This is a genomic window from Streptomyces sp. NBC_01477, assembly GCF_036227245.1.
Taxonomy (GTDB): Bacteria; Actinomycetota; Actinomycetes; order Streptomycetales; family Streptomycetaceae; genus Actinacidiphila.
This window is the reverse complement of sequence record NZ_CP109445.1, coordinates 8,033,523-8,050,112: the sequence shown is the minus strand read 5'-3', so window position 1 is coordinate 8,050,112 and position 16,590 is coordinate 8,033,523. Positions and strand designations below refer to the sequence as shown.

The 16,590-nt window shown below is 71.2% G+C and carries 15 protein-coding genes; 6 read left to right on the top strand and 9 right to left on the bottom strand.

The features are described from left to right. Positions 1–33 precede the first annotated feature (33 nt). Complete coding sequence (locus tag OHA86_RS34315) at positions 34–273, top strand: hypothetical protein (protein WP_329181658.1); 240 nt, start codon at positions 34–36, stop codon at positions 271–273. 124 nt (positions 274–397) lie between these two features. Here OHA86_RS34315 and OHA86_RS34310 read toward each other — a convergent pair whose 3' ends face one another. After that, positions 398–844: a hypothetical protein gene (locus OHA86_RS34310; protein ID WP_329181656.1), complete on the bottom strand. Its 447-nt coding sequence runs from the start codon at positions 842–844 to the stop codon at positions 398–400. Positions 845–979: 135 nt separating this feature from the next. On the opposite strand from OHA86_RS34310, the gene OHA86_RS34305 reads away from it, so the two are divergent. The 5 genes from OHA86_RS34305 (at position 980) to OHA86_RS34285 (ending at position 4,556) form a co-directional block, all read left to right on the top strand. After that, positions 980–1,381, top strand: coding sequence for a VOC family protein (locus OHA86_RS34305; protein WP_329181654.1), 402 nt, complete (start codon positions 980–982; stop codon positions 1,379–1,381). 403 nt (positions 1,382–1,784) lie between these two features. Then, entirely contained in the window at positions 1,785–2,162 is a 378-nt protein-coding gene (locus tag OHA86_RS34300; RefSeq protein ID WP_329181651.1) for a nuclear transport factor 2 family protein, read from the top strand. Between the two features lie 418 nt (positions 2,163–2,580). Then, complete coding sequence (locus tag OHA86_RS34295; protein WP_329182701.1) at positions 2,581–2,769, top strand: hypothetical protein; 189 nt, start codon at positions 2,581–2,583, stop codon at positions 2,767–2,769. A 166-nt stretch (positions 2,770–2,935) separates the two neighbouring features. Next, a complete protein-coding gene (locus tag OHA86_RS34290) occupies positions 2,936–3,163 on the top strand; it encodes a hypothetical protein (RefSeq protein ID WP_329181649.1) in 228 nt (75 codons plus the stop codon). A gap of 64 nt (positions 3,164–3,227) precedes the next feature. Then, positions 3,228–4,556: an MFS transporter gene (locus OHA86_RS34285; RefSeq protein WP_329181647.1), complete on the top strand. Its 1,329-nt coding sequence runs from the start codon at positions 3,228–3,230 to the stop codon at positions 4,554–4,556. A 58-nt stretch (positions 4,557–4,614) separates the two neighbouring features. On the opposite strand, the gene OHA86_RS34280 is transcribed toward OHA86_RS34285, so the two are convergent. The 8 genes from OHA86_RS34280 to OHA86_RS34245 form a co-directional block, all read right to left on the bottom strand. Further along, positions 4,615–5,199 (bottom strand): hypothetical protein, encoded by a 585-nt coding sequence (locus OHA86_RS34280; protein WP_329181645.1) that lies wholly within the window; start codon positions 5,197–5,199, stop codon positions 4,615–4,617. 383 nt (positions 5,200–5,582) lie between these two features. Then, a complete protein-coding gene (locus OHA86_RS34275) occupies positions 5,583–6,104 on the bottom strand; it encodes a hypothetical protein (protein WP_329181644.1) in 522 nt (173 codons plus the stop codon). 153 nt (positions 6,105–6,257) lie between these two features. After that, a complete protein-coding gene (locus OHA86_RS34270; RefSeq protein WP_329181642.1) occupies positions 6,258–7,088 on the bottom strand; it encodes an ABC transporter permease in 831 nt (276 codons plus the stop codon). Next, positions 7,085–8,065 (bottom strand): ATP-binding cassette domain-containing protein, encoded by a 981-nt coding sequence (locus OHA86_RS34265; RefSeq protein ID WP_329181640.1) that lies wholly within the window; start codon positions 8,063–8,065, stop codon positions 7,085–7,087. Before OHA86_RS34265 ends, OHA86_RS34270 begins: the two co-directional genes overlap by 4 nt. An 80-nt stretch (positions 8,066–8,145) precedes the next feature. After that, positions 8,146–9,234 (bottom strand): lysylphosphatidylglycerol synthase transmembrane domain-containing protein, encoded by a 1,089-nt coding sequence (locus OHA86_RS34260; RefSeq protein WP_329181639.1) that lies wholly within the window; start codon positions 9,232–9,234, stop codon positions 8,146–8,148. 57 nt (positions 9,235–9,291) lie between these two features. Beyond that, on the bottom strand, positions 9,292–11,574 hold the full coding sequence (locus tag OHA86_RS34255) for an APC family permease (protein ID WP_329181638.1): 2,283 nt from the start codon (positions 11,572–11,574) through the stop codon (positions 9,292–9,294). Positions 11,575–11,625: 51 nt separating this feature from the next. Then, complete coding sequence (locus OHA86_RS34250) at positions 11,626–13,293, bottom strand: FG-GAP-like repeat-containing protein (protein WP_329182666.1); 1,668 nt, start codon at positions 13,291–13,293, stop codon at positions 11,626–11,628. 294 nt (positions 13,294–13,587) lie between these two features. Next, positions 13,588–16,563 (bottom strand): CBM35 domain-containing protein, encoded by a 2,976-nt coding sequence (locus tag OHA86_RS34245; RefSeq protein ID WP_329181636.1) that lies wholly within the window; start codon positions 16,561–16,563, stop codon positions 13,588–13,590. Positions 16,564–16,590 lie beyond the last annotated feature (27 nt).

Genomic DNA, 16,590 nt, shown 5'->3' with positions numbered 1-16,590 from the left:
GTGAGCGCACATTCCGAGATCAGGAGGAGAGACATGACGTTTCGTCGCATCGCCATCACTCTGACGGGTATTGCCGCCGCTGCTTTCCTGGCGGCCGGGCCCGCTGCCGCCGCCACGAGCGACAGCGGATGGTTCGCCGGCAAGGAAGCGGCCCGCGGGGGCTTCTCCTACGAGAACCTCGGCGGCCCGTGGGGCATCACCCGCGCGCACGGCGGGTTCGAGGAGTCGGGGTCCCTCATCGGCGGCATCGACATCAGCGGCACCGACTACTGAGACCCGCCGCCCTGCGCCGGGGACGACACCCACACCGGCGCAGGGCCCGGAACAGCCAGCACTCCAGCAGAACTTCGTGGTCGTGGCTGATGGAGCATTGGCAGTCGGCTGCGCAACCTCTGGTTCATGCCGACAGTCGTGTGGTCAGCGCGTTGGCGAATCGGTGGTATTCGGCGACGACCGGCATGCTCGTGTTCTGCCCGTGGTTGGCGAGGCACGAGCGGGTCTGGCTCATGTCCCCGCGCAGGAAATGCAGGGCTGGGATGAGAATCCGGGTCCGGTCGGGGTTGGGCACGTTCCCGCCTGCGCGAAGGGCGGTCAGCAGGGCATCTGTGCTCGCGTGCTGCCCGGCGAACGGCAGGCCATAGGTCTGAACAAGTTCGTGCAGCTCGTCGGCGGCCCGTTCCGCGTCGCCCGGTTCGGCGACTCGCAGTTGCAGGAAGCTGTGCCCAGGGGTGAGGTAGCCAACCGAGTGGGCGATCGTGGCCGACGTCGGTGATGCGGTCCCGGCGATCTCGGCGAGGAGCCGTTCCAGGGGGTCGTAGCGCAGCCCGACCACTGGGTTGACCATCAGCGGGTGGTGCTTCGATGCGCGGTTGAGCCCGACCGAGGCGTGGAAGCCGTCGCCGAGGTCGTGGGTGTAACTTGTTAAGCGGTGCCCAAGTTGGCGGGTTTGCGCGAGGTGCCTTACGGAGGCATTCCGCACATGTCAGTCGAGTTGAACCACACCATCGTTCACGCCCGGAACAACCGGGAATCCGCCGAGTTCCTGGCGAGGATCCTGGGCCTTGAGGTCGGTATCGAGTGGGGACCGTTCATCCCCGTCACCACCAGCAATGGCGTCACTCTGGACTTCGCCGGCATCCCGGCCGGGTCGATCACCGTGCAGCACTACGCCTTCCTCATCTCCGACGATGAGTTCGATGCGGCGTTCGAGCGGATCCGGCATGCCGGGATCACGTACTACGCCGACCCGCACATGAAGCAGCCGGGCGAGATCAACCACCACCACGGCGGGCGCGGGCTGTACTTCCAGGACCCGGCCGGCCACGGCATGGAGATCATCACCCGTCCCTACGGCAGCCACGCGGCGACACCCCAGCACTGAAGCAGGTACCCGGTAAGCCGCCACCCGGAGGGGGCGGAGCCGTGTGCACCGAACGACCACCCCCGAAGGCTCTGACCCCCGCGGACGTCCAGCTCGCGAGCCGAAGAGCTCATACGTCACGTCGAACGTCCGTCACAATGACCGGCAGCAGCCCGTCGTGCTCCTGCCAGGCAGCGCGGCCGGCTCCCGGCCGGTTTGGCCAGGGCGGACTCCGCACGGCTCGGTGCCGGACGGCACATCACCCGGTCCAAGCGAAGCCGGCCGAGAACCTGCACCGCAGACCGGCCAGCAGATGGGCGACGCGAGCCGTCATAGCTAAGGCTGTGACCGGGACGGTTCACCGTGGTCGGGAGACGGCTCACGGGACGAGCGCGGTCCGCGAGGCAACTGGTATTACTGGTGCATGCAGGAAGAAACCGCGCGGTCCGCGATCGACACGTTCATCTCGGCGTTCAACGCCTCGAACGACAGCTATGTGACTGCGCTGCTCTCCCAGGCCCTCACGTCGGACGTGGTCTTCTGGGGACCGTTGGGCCGCAGTGAGGGGATCGAGGCGGTCGAGCAGTTCGTGCTGGACATCCGGCGCCACCCCGCGGGGACCGGCACGATGGTGCGCTGTTCGGCGGTTGACATGCCGGACGAGTGGGCCCGGTACCAGTGGGTCTTCACGACGCCGGATGGAGGCCCCCGCCTGGCGGGAACGGACGTCGTCCATCTGCGGCGGAGCCTCATCGACCAGGTCATCGTCTTCGCGGGGGAGATCGAGCCGTCCGCCTCCTGAGTCATTCTCCTGTGGCGCCGTCCTTCTCCTGAACCGGCCGTTCGGGGCTCCGGGTCTGCCCAGCCGCGATCATCTTCCAACGCTTCCGTCGTCCGCGCTTGGCCACGAGCGGACCGATGATGCGCTGTGGCTGTGTAAGCCCGCGGTTGGTCAGGCCGCGGTGCTGAGGGGGCGCCCGCCCCAACGCATGACCAGCTTCCCGACCAGGGCGGGCCTGTCACCTGCAACAAACTGTCGATCACCGTTCTCACCATCGCGGGAGACACTGCGAAGCTGCGGCTCTACCCGGCGGAGTAAGGCGGGTGTCGTTTCGACGGCGGGGAGCGAACGAACATCGTCCGCGCTCGATCAGCGGTGATCAGTCGCCTCGGGCCTCGCGGGAGTCCGGCTGCCCGCCTCCGCGGGAGCTTCGGCGGTTATGCCGCTGACGGCCACGCTCGTCCAGTGCACGATCGCGATATGCACGCCAGACGGGATCCGCAAGGTGCTCACCGCGGCCGGTGAGCCAGGGGAGGCGGCCCGCCGGCTCATCGCCCTCGCCAACGACTCCGGCGGCCCCGACAACGTCAGCTGCGTGGTCGCCGACGTCGTGGAGCGCCGGCAGTAGGCAGGGGCGCAGCCCGGTCCGGCCCTCGGCTCAGCGCAAGGCGCGGGAGAACACCCGGCCGGGAGGGCGCTCGGCACCGGGACGTCACCCGTCTGGTGACGGCTGCCGGGCGCGTACCCGGCCCGGAGGCGAGGGTGGAAGCACCATCACTGCCGAGGGAGACGCCATGCTGGTCAAACTTCTGCACGACAACGGACTGCGGTCCACGCACTGCTACGACGCGGGTCTGGCGTCGGTGGGCCTGTCCCTCCTGGCGTGGGCGGTGTCGATGCAGGCCGAAGCCGCGGGTGTGTCCCGGGCGGACCGCTGGGGCATCTTCGTCGGGGAGTGGGCGCCCACCTTCTTCGGCCTCGGGCTCGCCCTCGCGCACCACGAGAGGCACCACGCCGGCTAGCGGGGGCCGGGGGCCGCCGAAAATCCTTTGCCCGGACGGCCGCCGGCAGGGAACATGCCACCCTGTGACCGACGACTCCCCCGCCGCACCCGCGAAGCCGAACGGCGGACGGGCCAGGGCACTGCTGCCGGACCTGACACCGTGGCGCACCTCGCGCGACTTCCGCCTGATGTGGCTCGCCGGGGTGATCACGACCTTCGGCAGTTTCCTGACCGTGGTGGCGCTGCCGGTGCAGGTCAAGGACCTGACCGGTTCCGCCGCCGCGGTCGGCGCGATCGGCGCGGTGGAGCTGGTGCCGCTGATCGTCTTCGGGCTCTACGGCGGTGCGCTCGCCGACGCGATGGACCGCAAGCTGCTGATCAACGCCACCGAGGCGGCGCAGGGCCTGCTGGCCGCCGCACTGCTGGTGAACACGCTGCTGCCGCACCCCGAGGTGTGGCTGCTGTACGTGGTGGCGGCGCTGTCCAGCGCGCTGACCGGGCTCCAGCGGCCGGCGCTGGACGCGATCGTGCAGCGGATCGTGCCGCGCGACCAACTCGCCGCGGCGGCCTCGCTGAACGCGCTGCGCTATCAGGTCGGCGCCATCGCCGGGCCTTCTGTGGCCGGCCTGGTGATCGCCTGGGCCGGCCTGAGCTGGGCGTACACCGCCGACACCGTCACCTTCGCCGTCTCGGTCTGCCTCGGTCTCGGGCTGCGCCGCTCGCCGGCCGCGCACGATGCCGCGCCGCCGTCGCTGCGCGGCATCGCCCAGGGCGCGCGCTACGCCTGGAGCCGCAAGGAGCTGCTGGGCACCTACGCGATCGACATGGCGGCGATGTTCTTCGCCTACCCGGCCGCGATCTTCCCCTTCCTCGCCGACGACCTGCACGCCCGGTGGTCGCTGGGCCTGATGTACGCGGCCGGGTCGGTGGGTTCACTGCTGGTCAGTCTGACCAGCGGCTGGGCGACCCGGGTCCACCGGCACGGGCGGATGGTGGTGCTGGCCGCGGCCGGGTGGGGTGCGGCCATGGTCTTCGCGGGGTGGGCCGGGGAGATCTGGCTGGTGCTGCTGTGCCTGGCCGTGGCGGGCGGACTGGACATGATCAGCGGCATCGGGCGGAGCACGATGTGGAACCAGACGATCCCGGACGAGCTGCGCGGGCGGCTGGCCGGGATCGAGCTGCTCTCGTACTCAGTGGGTCCGCAGCTCGGCCAGGTCCGCTCCGGCGGGGTGGCCGCGCTCACCTCGGCGCGTACCTCGGTGTGGTCCGGCGGCGCGGCCTGTGTGGCGGCGGTGGGCCTGCTGGCGGCGTCGCTGCCCGCGCTGATGGCGTACGACGCGCGGGGCGCCGCACGCGAGCACGAGCAGACCCCTGCCGCCCCGCGCACCGCGGACGGCGTGGAGATCGGCTGACGTCCGGCGCGCCGCCCACGCCGGGCCCCGCGAGGTCCCGGGGCCCGGCGGTCGCGCATCAGCCGACGAGCGCCGCGTACTGGTAGTAGGTGTTGCCGTTCTCGTCACCGGAGTGCGAGCGGCCGACCATGAGTTCGCCGGCGGCGGCCGTGGAGGAACTGCTGCTCTCCCGGTACGGGCCGACGGTGTGCTGGTTCTGCAGGGTCAGTTCCCGGCCCTGATAGGTCAGGTACGCGGTGCGGTACGAGGTGTTGCCGTTCTCGTCGCCGGAGTGCTGGCGCCCGATGATGACTTCGTCCTCGGGCGCGGTGAAGGACGACGTGCTCTCCTTCTGCCCGTTCGTCCACGGTTCCGGATTGACGGTCACCTGATAGCCGTCGATCAGGATCCGGGCACAGTAGTACGTCGTTCCACCATTCTCGTCACCCGAATGGGCACGGCCGATCATCACATAGTTGGTCGGGCATTGGAACGCGGTCCCGTTGGATTCCGTGATCGTCTGCGGAACTCCGGCGATGATCCTGATGACGCCCGTCGGTCCTGCGGGCTTCGCGGTGGCGACACCGGTGCCCAGGGTGGTGACGAGGACGCCGAGCGCGCCGACTGCGGCGGCGCGGCGGCCTATGCGGGGCAGACTGGCCATGACTGTTCCCTTCTCGGACTTACCCGAATGGGGTGGTGCCCCAGAAGGATGGCCAGGCGATGAACTCGTGAACAGGGCTTATCAGGTCGCTTCGACAATACGGACAAGAATGCCCCCATTGTCTCGTTCCCGGCCCGTTGACAAACCAAAATCCGGACCGGTCCACAGCTCATTGCACTCGCTTTACCGCGGAGCAAGAATGCCTCCGGCCCGAAATCCTCTTCTGTGCCGCCGTTCCGCGCCGGCGGGCGTGACGCGATTCCGCCGCCCCCGTACGGAGCGCGGGCGGCCCACCCGCGTTCCGTACGCCCGGGGAGGGGACGCGGTCCGTCACCTTCCCGGTGTGCCGCGGGCGGCCGGCTACGCCCGGGGGCGGGCGGCGGTCACTGGTCCGCCCATTCGTAGGCGCCGGTGGTAGAGCCGCCGTACCAGTAGCCGCCGGTGACGAGGTTCAGGAGGTAGACGTACGCGTAGGCCCGGGTGCGGTACCAGCCGGGTCCGCAGGCCGGGCCGCCGTAGCTCAGCAGGGTCCCGGGGCCGGTGGGTCCCCACTGGTCGCTGCCCGTCGTGCCGTAGGCCCAGTCGGTGCTCAGGCAGGTGATCCAGACCTGGCCGGGTTCGTTCCAGAACTGCAGGTCCAGCCGGCTCCTGGCGCGTACCGCCACGGGGGTGGCGCAGTCCGCCGCGTAGGCGGTGGCGCCGGACGACGCCTGGTCCCCGGACAGGAGGCCGGGGGTGAGGTGGTCGATGTGTGCGTCGGCCTTGACGCAGTAGCTGCTGTTGGCGGCCACGGTGACCTTGCCGGTATCGCTGAACGCCTGCGCCGACTGCGGTACCGCCACCATCAGGATCAGCCCGCACAGGGCCGCTAACGGGCCGAGGAGCAGGGCTCTTCGTCTGGACATGGAGCCTCCGTCATGTCGTGGCCCGGTCGCCGCCCATGGGGCGGGGACCGGGCATCGGTGAGGACAGGGCTCCTGACTACCGCGCGCTCCACCGGGAGGACAAGCGTCGTGACGGGGCTTTACGCGGCAGCCGCGGCCGGCGGGCGGTCCGCGTCACACCGCTCTGCGGTAGAGCCATACGCCCAGCGGCGCGAACACGGCCACGATGCCGGCGTCCCAGGCGAGTGCCTGCCAGACGTCGGCGGTGGCCGGGCCGCCGAGCACCAGGACTCTGACGGCGTCGGCGGTCCTGGACACCGGCTGGTGCACCGCGAACGCCTGGAGCCAGCCCGGCATGGTGGTGACCGGGACGAAGGCCGCGGAGGCGAAGACCAGCGGCGCCAGCACGGGGAAGGCCGCGGCCTGGGCGGTTTCCGGGTCGCCGACCGCCATACCGACCACCGCGAAGATCCACGACATCGCGAAGCCGAAGGCCAGGACCAGCAGCACACCGCCGAGGAAGGACAGCACTCCGGCGTGGATGCGGAAGCCGATGGCGAAGCCGACCCCCGTCATCAGCGCCACGACGAAGACATTGCGTACCAGGTCGGCGACGGTGCGTCCCACCAGGACCGCCGATCTGGCCATCGGCAGCGAGCGGAACCGCTCCATGAGCCCCGTCTGCATGTCGGTGGCCAGGCCGATCGCGGTGTTCATCGACCCGAAGACGGCGGTCTGCACGAAGATGCCGGGGATCAGGAAGTCCACGTAGCTGACCCCGTGCAGCGCCGGGGCGACGACGCCGCCGAAGACGTACCGGAACATCAGCACGAAGACCAGCGGCTGGATGGTGGAGAAGACCAGCAGCCGGGGCACCCGGCGCAGTCCGATGAGGTTCCGCCAGGCGACGGCCAGGCCGTCCTGGGCGGTGCGCACCAGGCGCGGCGCCGCGTGGGTCAGCGACTCCTGGCGCTCCTTGTACGGGGCGGAGGCGGCGCCGGTCATGAGGCGCTTCCGGTCCGCGGGCCGTCCGCGATGGGATCCGCCCCGCCGGAGTGGCCGGTCAGCTGGAGGAAGACGTCGTCGAGGCTGGGCTCCCTGACGGCCACGGTGCCGGGCACCAGGCCGTGCGTCTCCAGCAGCCGCAGCACTTCCAGCAGCGGCCGGGAGCCGTCGCGCGAGGCCAGGCTGACGCCGGGGCCGTCCACGTGCGGTGGCTCCTCGAAGCGGCCCTGGAGCAGATCCGCCGCCTGTTCCGCGCGGTCGGCGCCGGCCATGTCGAGTTCGATGACGGTGTTGCCCAGCCGGGACTTGAGCAGCGCGGGGGTGTCGTCGGCGATGACCTGGCCGTGGTCGATGACGACGACCCGGGAGGCGAGTTGGTCGGCCTCCTCCAGATACTGCGTGGTGAGCAGGACGGTCGTTCCGTCGGCGACCAGCCGGCGGATCAGCTGCCACAGGGCCTTGCGGCTCTGCGGGTCGAGGCCGGTGGTCGGCTCGTCGAGGAAGAGCACCGGCGGGTCGGGGACCAGGGCCGCCGCGACGTCCAGGCGTCTGCGCATCCCGCCGGAGTAGGTGCGCGCGGGGCGGTCGGCGGCGTCGGTCAGCTCGAAGCGTTCCAGCAGCTCGGTGGCCCGCCCGCGTACCCGGGAGCGGCGTACATGGGTGAGGCGCCCGATCAGCCGCAGATTTTCCCGGCCGGTGAGGTTCTTGTCCACCGCCGCGTACTGCCCGGCCAGGCCGATCAGGGCGCGTACGGTGGCGGGCTCGCGGACGACGTCGTGCCCGAGCACCTCGGCGCGGCCGGCGCTCGGCGGCAGGATGGTGGTCAGGATGCGGATGGCGGTGCTCTTGCCCGCGCCGTTCGGCCCCAGCAGGCCCAGGACCGTCCCCGGCTCGACGTCGAAGTCCACCGAGTCCAGTGCGGTCAACTGCCCGAACTGCTTGCTCAGGCCGGAGACGGTGATCGCTGGCCGGTCCACGGAACCACCTCGCTCGCTGCGGCACGCCCCCTGTCCTCCATAGTCACCCGCGGGCCGCCGCGGCGCGCGTCCTCCCGGCGTCATCCCCCCGGGTGTCCGCCCGCCCCGTCCCGCGCCCGGCGGCGCGCGGCGATCGTCAGGCCGAGCCAGCCCGCCCAGCCGATCGGTTGCAGCGCCCAGTAGCTGGCGATCCGGTAGAGGAGCGTCACCGCGATGGCCTGGTCGGCCCGCAGCCCGTAGAGGACCAGGAGCGCGGCGAGGCTGGTCTCGACGATGCCGAGCCCGCCGGGGGTGAGCCGCAGGGCTCCCGTCATCTGGGTGAGCGTGTACGCGACCAGCGTGCCCGGCCAGGGCAGCGTGATGTCCAGGCTCCACGCGCAGGCGGCGAGGCAGGCCGCGTCGAGGATCCAGTTGGCCGCGGCCAGGGTGAACGGCACCAGCCACGGGCGTACGCCCGGCCGCCCGGTCCGCAGCCGGCGGACGAGGTGGGACAGCCCGTCCTCGATCTCCCACATCCGCCGGGATCGGACCCCGAGGCGCCGCCAGAGCCGCCACGCGCGGCGCCGTACCGGCCTGAGCCGCGACGCGGCGGCCCCCGCCGCGGTCAGCAGCACGAGGAAGGCCGCGGGCCACAGCACCGCGGTGCGCACACCGGCGGGCCCCGCCGTACCGCCGGCCAGGACTCCGGCCACCAGCAGGACGACCAGCGCGATACCCGACAGGAGCCCCGCGACCGCGAGGACCGACCCGGCGAGCACCGGCGGCACCCGGCGCCGCCGCATCTGCCCGAACTGCCAGGCGGCGGCGAATGCCGCGCCGCCGGGAAGCGCACCGGCCACCGCGTTGGCCGCCACGATCATGACGCCCACCAGGCCGAGCCCGAGGCGGGCGCCGCCCAACCGCAGCAGCCGCCATTGCAGGGCGGCCAGGCAGGCCAGCGACAGCGCCTCGAAAAAGGCGGCGACGGCCAGCCGCTCCGGCCGGGCGGTCGCGATCAGATGCCGGGCCGAGAGCAGGTCCTGCCGCCGGTCCACCGCGATGAGCACCGCGGCGGCGATCAGCGCCGCCGACACCAGCCACCACACCGGGTGCCGGGCCCGTGTGTGCGGCGGCCCGGCGGGATCCCCGGCGCCGCCCGCCTCGCCCTTTTCGTCCGTGTCGTCCGCCACGCAGGCCACCGTACGGCGAGGCCGCCGCCGACACGGCGAGCCACGGTCGGCGACCGGCTACACGTGGTACGCGACGGTCGTGACGACGATCTTCGGCAGCGGGCGCAGCGCGCGCTGCAAGCGGTTCGCGGTGCGGCTGTGCAGGAAGCGGTGCCGGCGGCGGCGCGTCACGATCTCCGGCACGATGATGGTCAGGGTCAGGCGCGGCTGCTGCTCGTGCAGCGCCTCGATGTAGTTGACCAGCGGCGCCACCGTCGCCCGGTAGGGCGAGACGAGCACCTCCAGGGGCAGGTGGTCGCCCCACACGTGCCAGTACCTCTGGAAGCGGTCGGCCTCGGCCTCACTGGGGCTCAGGTGCAGGGCCAGTACGGGCTGCCGGAGCGAGGCGGCATAGGCGAGGGCGCGCATGCCGGCCAGGTCCAGCGTGGAGATCGGCACGATCGACAGGTGCCGGATCTCCTCGGGGCTCTCCTCGTCCTCCCCGACCGTCCCCCCGGCGTCCGCCTCACCGGCACCATCCCGTTCGGCGCCCTCCTTGCCGGCTTCCTCCGCACCGGCTTCCTCCGCACCGGCTTCCTCCGCGGGCGGCTCCGGCGGGCGCGGCTCGTAGCGGCGGCCGTCGTGCGACATCGGGATCTCGATCGACTGGGGGTGCAGCCGAAGCGCCGCGCGGACCGCCGTGTAGTGCCGGTGGATGCTCATCGTCACCATCAGGAACACCCCCACGGCGATGATCGCCACCCAGGCGCCCTCGGTGAATTTGGTGATCCCCGCCGTGATGAAGACGAGGGCGGACAGCAGGCAGCCGGTGGCGTTGAAGAACAGGCTCTTGCGCCAGTGCCGGTCGCGCAGCCGCCACCAGTGCCGCACCATGCCGGCCTGCGACAGCGTGAAGGCGAGGAACACCCCGACCGCGTACAGCGGGATGAGCGAGGCGGTGTCGCCGCTGAAGGCGACGAAGACCAGGGCGGCGGCCACCGACAGCAGGGTGATCCCGTTGCTGAACGCGAGCCGGTCGCCCAGCCGCAGGAACGCCCGCGGCGCGTGCCCGTCGCGGGCCAGCAGGAAGAGCACCCGGGGGAAGTCGTTGTAGGCGGTGTTCGCGGCCAGCAGCAGGACCGCCGCGGTGGCGGCCTGGGTGAAGACGTACATCGGCCCCGAGCCGAAGCTGCGGTGGGCGAGCTGCGACAGCACGGTCTCGTCGGAGCGGGGCACGACACCGTCGAGGACGACGATGGCCGTGGTCCCCGCGAACATCGTGATCAGCAGGCCGATCATCCAGGTCAGGGTGGTGCGGGCGTTGCGCCATTCCGTCGGCTGGAAGGCGGGCACCGCGTTGGAGATCGCCTCGATGCCGGTCATGGCCGTGGAGCCGGAGGCGAAGGCGCGCATCACCAGGAGGACGCCGACACCCTCGGTGGCGTTCAGGTGCGGGGTCGCCGTCGCGTGGAAGTCCCGCCCGGCGGCGTCGTGGAGGCCCACCGCGATCAGGGCGAACACCGCGACGATGAAGGCGTAGGTCGGGGCGGCGAACAGCGCGCCCGCCTGGCGCAGCCCGCGGAGGTTCCCGACGAGCAGCAGCGCGATCACGCCCGCGCCCATCGGGACGGTGTAGCCGGACACCGACGGCAGCGCGGAGGTGATGGCGGCGACACCCGAGGCGATCGACACCGCGACGGTGAGGATGTAGTCCGTCATCAGCCCGGCGGCGGCCACCAGACCCGGTACGCGGCCGAGGTTGTCGCTCGCCACGATGTACGAGCCGCCGCCGTGCGGATACGCGCGGATCGTCTGCCGGTAGGACACCCCGACCGCGAGCATCAGGAACGCGATCGCCGCCGCGATCGGCGTCGTGTAGTCCAGCCCCGCGGTTCCGGCCAGCACCAGCACGGCCAGCATGGCCTCGGGGCCGTACGCCACCGAGGACAGCGCGTCGGCGGACAGCACCGGCAGCGCCACCAGTTTGCGCATCCGCTCGCGGGTGACCGCGGTGCTCTTGAGCGGCGCCCCGATCACCGCGTGGCGCAGGCGCTGGGCGAGGCGGCTCGCGCCCGCGGCGGGACCCTCGTCGGCCGGCGACGTGCCGGGACCCAGCGGGGCCACGCTGACCATGCGGCCGAAGCGGTCCGGGCCGATGGCCTCGGACGGCGGGAAGGCGCCGAGGTCGGGATCGACCGGCAGCGCGTGCCGCTGCCCGCCGGGACCGCCCGACACCAGCGCCCAGGCCCGCCCGACCTCGCCCAGCACGTGCAGCTGGTCCTCATCGAGGCCGGGCAGCGCCTCCGCGGGGCTGGGAACACCGGGGCCGGCCGCACCGGTCTCACTGTGAGCATCGTTCATGTGACCCAGTGTCATTTATTACCCGCGGTCAGCCCGGGTCCCGCGCGCGCCTCAGGCGGTCAGGATGTGACTCCACGCCCAGTTGCCGTATCCGGAACTCCAGACGGAGGCCGGACTGGTGACTCCGGATGGGCCGCCCGGGAATTCGAACAGGCTGGTCGTGCTGGAGCCGTAGTCGTAGAAGGCCCCGACGTCGGCCTTGCCGTCACCGTTGAAATCGCCCGCCACCGGCTTGGTGTTCGCCCAGGACCAGTTCCCCGAGCCCGAGTTCCACACCGGTACCGGTGCGGCGAAGCCGCCGTCACCGAGGCCGGCGAAGAGCAGCAGGGAGGTGCTGGAGGAACCGTAGTCGTACAGCACCTCGATGTCGGCGCTGCCGTCGCCGTTGAAGTCGCCGGCGAGCTGGTCCGAGCCGCCCCACTCCCAATTGCCCGCGCCGGAGCTCCAGACCGTGGCCGGCGCGGAGAAGCCGCTGCCGGAGGCGGTGAAGGCGATGAGGGCCGTACTGCTGCCTCCGTAGTCGTACATGACCTCGATGTCGGCCCTGCCGTCGCCGTTGAAGTCGCCCGTTACCGGCTTGACGTGCGACCATGCCCAGTTCCCGTAGCCGGAACTCCACGCCTGGACCGGCTCCGCGAAACCGGTGCCGGTGCCGCTGCCGCTGCCGGTCGCGGTCGCGGTCGCGGTCGCGGTCGCGGTGAAGACGAACAGCGACGTCGTGGAACTGCCGTAGTCGTAGAAGACCCCGACGTCGGCCTTGCCGTCACCGTTGAAGTCGCCCGCCACCGGCTTGGTGTTCGCCCAGGACCAGTTCCCCGAGCCGGACGTCCAGACCTGGACCGGCTCTGCGAAGCCGGTGCCGGTGCCGCTGCCGGTCGCGGTGAAGACGAACAGCGACGTCGTGGAACTGCCGTAGTCGTAGAAGACCCCGATATCGGCCTTGCCGTCACCGTTGAAATCGCCCGACACCGGCTTGAGATGCGACCACGCCCAGTTTCCGGCGCCGGAATTCCACACCGGGACAGGGTCCGAGAAGCCGCTGCCCCTACCGTAGAAGACGAACAGCGATGTCGTACTGCCGCCGTAGTCGTAGAAGGCCGCGACGTCGGCCTTGCCGTCACCGTTGAAATCGCCCGACACCTGGGTCGAGTAGTCGGGGATGCCGCGGTTGCCGGCGGGTCCGGCCACCGTCGGGGCGAGGTCGTCGGCATCGGGCACGCCGTCGGCGTCGCTGTCCTGAGGCGGGGTGGCGGTGCCGCCACCGGCGCCGGAATTCACGATGTCCTTGAAGTGGAGGTACTGGTAGGTGCCCGCCGTGACCGTGTGCTCGCCCCACAGGCCGGTGTAGCCGGAGTTGAAGTCCTCGACGGTGACCGTGCCGCCCGCGTTGACCGACTCGACCCAGACGACGTGGCCGACCGTGGCCGACGACATCCGCCAGCCGATCGCGCCGACCGCGGGAGTGGAGTTGACGGCGTAGCCGCGGGCCTGCGCGTCGGCCTTCCACCCCGAGGCGTTGTCGTGGAAGGGCATCTCGAAGCCGTTGACCGAGTGGAGCATCCAGGCGGCGTAGGAGGTGCATTCGCGGTTGTACTCGCCCCAGGAGTCGAATGTCGAGTCCATGGGTGTGGGAGCCGCCCAGTACGCCGGATAGGTGTCGGTGCCCGCGCTCGCCGATGAGGCGGCACCCACCGCCACGGCCAGCATCGCCGCCAGCATTCCCAGCACCGCGGATAAGCGGATGAGGAGCGAGCGTCTGCGTGCGCTCTGCGTTTTCACGAATTCCCCCGATTGTCGTCCGAGCGCGTACTCCCGGGACGGAGTGCTCACTCAGTGTGAAGTCCGTGGGGATGATTCTGCTGTATCACGCGGGCGACGGCGGTGCGTTTGCAGAAATATCACGCTTCTCATGGTCGATCGGGGCGCGGCTCCCCGCGTGCGCGTGCCCGGCCGCGCGGGAGGGCGCGCGGCCGGGCAGCGTGTGGGGGGGTGTGCCCGAGGGTGGTCGCCCGGTCAGAAGCCGGAGTTGCCCGACCCCCGGTTGATCGTGTAGCCACCGGCGTTGTTGAGGCCGCCGGAGGCCGCGCCGCTGACGGTGGTGTTGCTGACCGTCATGCTGCCGGTGACGTTGTTGATGTCGAAGCCGTACGTGCCGGCGCCGGTGATCGTGTCGCGGTCGAAGGTCAGATTGCTGATCGTGTGGCCGAAGCTGAGCAGGACCGCCTGGTAGGAGCTGTCCTTGAGGGTGTTGCCCGTGACGGCTATCGGCTGGGTGATGTCGCCCTGGGCGTCGGCGAAGATCCACAGGGCGCCGATGTCGGAGTTCCAGTTGGAGTGGTGGGAGCCGGCCCGCAGGAGCAGGTTGTTGCGGACGGTGGTGGGGCCGGAGAAGTTCTGGCCGAAGGCGGTGCTGATGGTGATGCCGGAGCCGAAGGCGACGGTGTCGCTGACGGCGTTGTTCTCGATGACGTTGCCTCCGCCGCCGTAGACGCCGATGCCGTTGGCCTGGATCGGGCTCTGCGCGGTGTTGTGGGAGACGGTGCAGTTGGTGACGTTGCCGCCCTCGGTGTCGAGGGCGATGTTGTCGTCGCCGGTGTTGCGTACGTTGGACTGCTCGACCCGGGAGCCGGAGCTGCCGCCGTGGACGTGGATGCCGTCGGCGTAGATGTCGCGGGCCCGTACGCCGGCGACGTCCAGGCCGTTGCCGGGCACCGCCCACAGGCCGACCTTGGCGTGCTCCATCCACACGTTGAGGATCAGCGAGCCGGAGGTGAAGGCGCCTTCGATGGCGGGCGCGCCCTGGTCGTTGTTGCGGAAGGTGTGGTCGCCGAAGACGGACAGGTCGGCGATCTGGTTGCGGCCGCCGGTCGTGTACAGCCCGCCGGCGCCGTTCTCCGCGGTGGACTGGAGGGTGGTGTACCACTGCCCGGCGCCGCGCAGGGAGACGTTGTTCAGGCTGACCCGGCCGGAGATGCCGTAGGTGCCCGCCGGCAGCCACAGGCCCTGGCCGGTGCCGGACACCGCGCCGAGCGCGCTGTTGAGTGCCGCGGTGACGTCGCCGCCGCCGGGGTTCACGCCGTAGGTCGCCGCCGAGACGTAGCCGGCGGGCATCGCGTAGGCCGCGTCCACCAGTTCGGTGTCGATGGTGTCCACGGTGTACGTGCCGCCGGCGGTGCTGTCCTTCTGGAACTTCAGGACCGTGCCGGCCGGCCAGGTCGCGGCGTTCTTGAAGCGGACCTCGTCGTAGAAGTGGTGGCCGGAGCCGTCGCCGGGGTTGTTGGTGTCGTAGTAGCCGCCGCCGTACAGCCAGGAGAACTTGTTGGTCAGGGTGAGGTCGGTGACCTTGGTGCTGCCGGCGTAGAGGGCGAGCGGGGCGGTGGTGGGCGATCCGGAGGCGGTGTCGGGGATCGAGTAGCGCACGACCACGGAGTTGGCCGGCTTGGCGAGGGTGACCTGGACGTACTTGCCGGTGCCGGTGAGCTGGACGGCGCTGCGGCCGGTGGCCTCGGCGCTGAGCGAGGGGTAGGTGCGGCTGACCGGCAGCACGCTGCCGTTGGTGGTGGCGTCGGCAGCGCGGTATTCGGTGTAGGGCACGGTGGCGCCCTGGGCGGCGAGGGCGGTGCCGCCGGTGATGCCCACACCGTCGACGGCGACGTTGCCGGTGTCGCCCGAGTCGTGCTGGAGGCCGATCAGGTTCAGGCCCGAGCGCAGCGTGACGGACTTGGCGAGGGACAGCCAGCCGCTGCCCGCGGGCAGGCTGAGCTGGCCGTTCTTGATGCCGTTGAGGTAGAGCGACAGGGTCTGCGCCGAGCCGGCGGAGTTGGCGTACGCGACGGACACCGCGTAGGTGCCGGCCGACGGTACAGCCGTGTCGATCTGCGTCTGGGCGCCCTGGGCGGTGAAGCCGGTCAGGTAGCCGCTGCCCGCGTAACCGGAGATCGAGGTGGCGACCGAGGGGCCGCCGGTGAAGAAGGCGGTGGCCGCGTCGTACACCTGGCCGCCGCCGGGGGGCGGGCTGGTCGGCGGCGTCGTCGGCGGGGTGGTCGGCGGGGTGGTCGGGGTCGTGGTGCCGACGGTGATGTTGTCGAGGTTGACGTTGCCGTTGTCGGCGCTGTCGAAGCGGTAGGCCACGGTGTTGGCGCCGGCCTTGAGCGTCAGGTTCTGCGAGGCGGCGCCCCAGGTGTTCCAGTCGGCGGTCGCCGGCAGCGAGATCTGGGTGGCCTTCGTGCCGTTGACGTACACCGACAAGGTGCGGGTCGTGGTGGTGCCATTGGCGTAGCGGAGCGTGACCGGGGTGCTGCCGGCGCCCGCCGCGCTCACGGAGAAGGTGGTGGCGGCGTTGCCCTTGTTGCCGTCGGTGTAGCCGCTGACGAAGCCGCTGCCGGTGAAGCCGGTGTGGTCGCCGGCGATGACGGCACCGCCGGACAGCGCGGCGGACTCGGCCTCGTACTGGCCGGCCTGCGGGGCCGCGGCGGCGGCGAGGGTGATGTTGTCGAGGTTGACGTTGCCGCTGTCGGTGCTGTCGAAGCGGTAGGCCACCGTGTCGGCGCCGGACTTGAGGGTGACCGGGGTGGCGAAGGTGCCCCAGGTGTTCCAGTCGGCGGTCGCCGGCAGCGAGATCTGGGTGACCTTGGCGCCGTTGACGTAGACCGAGAGGGTCTGGGCGGCGGTGGTGCCGTTGGCGTAGCGCAGGGTCGAGACATAGCCGCCGGCCGCCGGGGCGGTGACGGCGAAGGTGGTGGCGGCGCTGCCCTTGTCGGTGTCGGTGTAGCCGGCGACGAAGCCGCTGCCGGTGTAGCCGGTGTGCTCGGTGGCGATCACGGCGCCGCCGGACAGGGCCGCCGACTCGGCTTCGTAGACGGTGCCGGCGGTGGACGCCGACGCGCGCAGGGCGGTCCAGCTGACGAGGGCGGCCAGCAGCGCGAGGAGCGCGATGATCGCGGCCGGCGCTGTTCTGGGCAGCCGGGTACCCCGGGGGAATTCGGGCATGAATGGGCTCCGCAGCAGGGAAGGGGG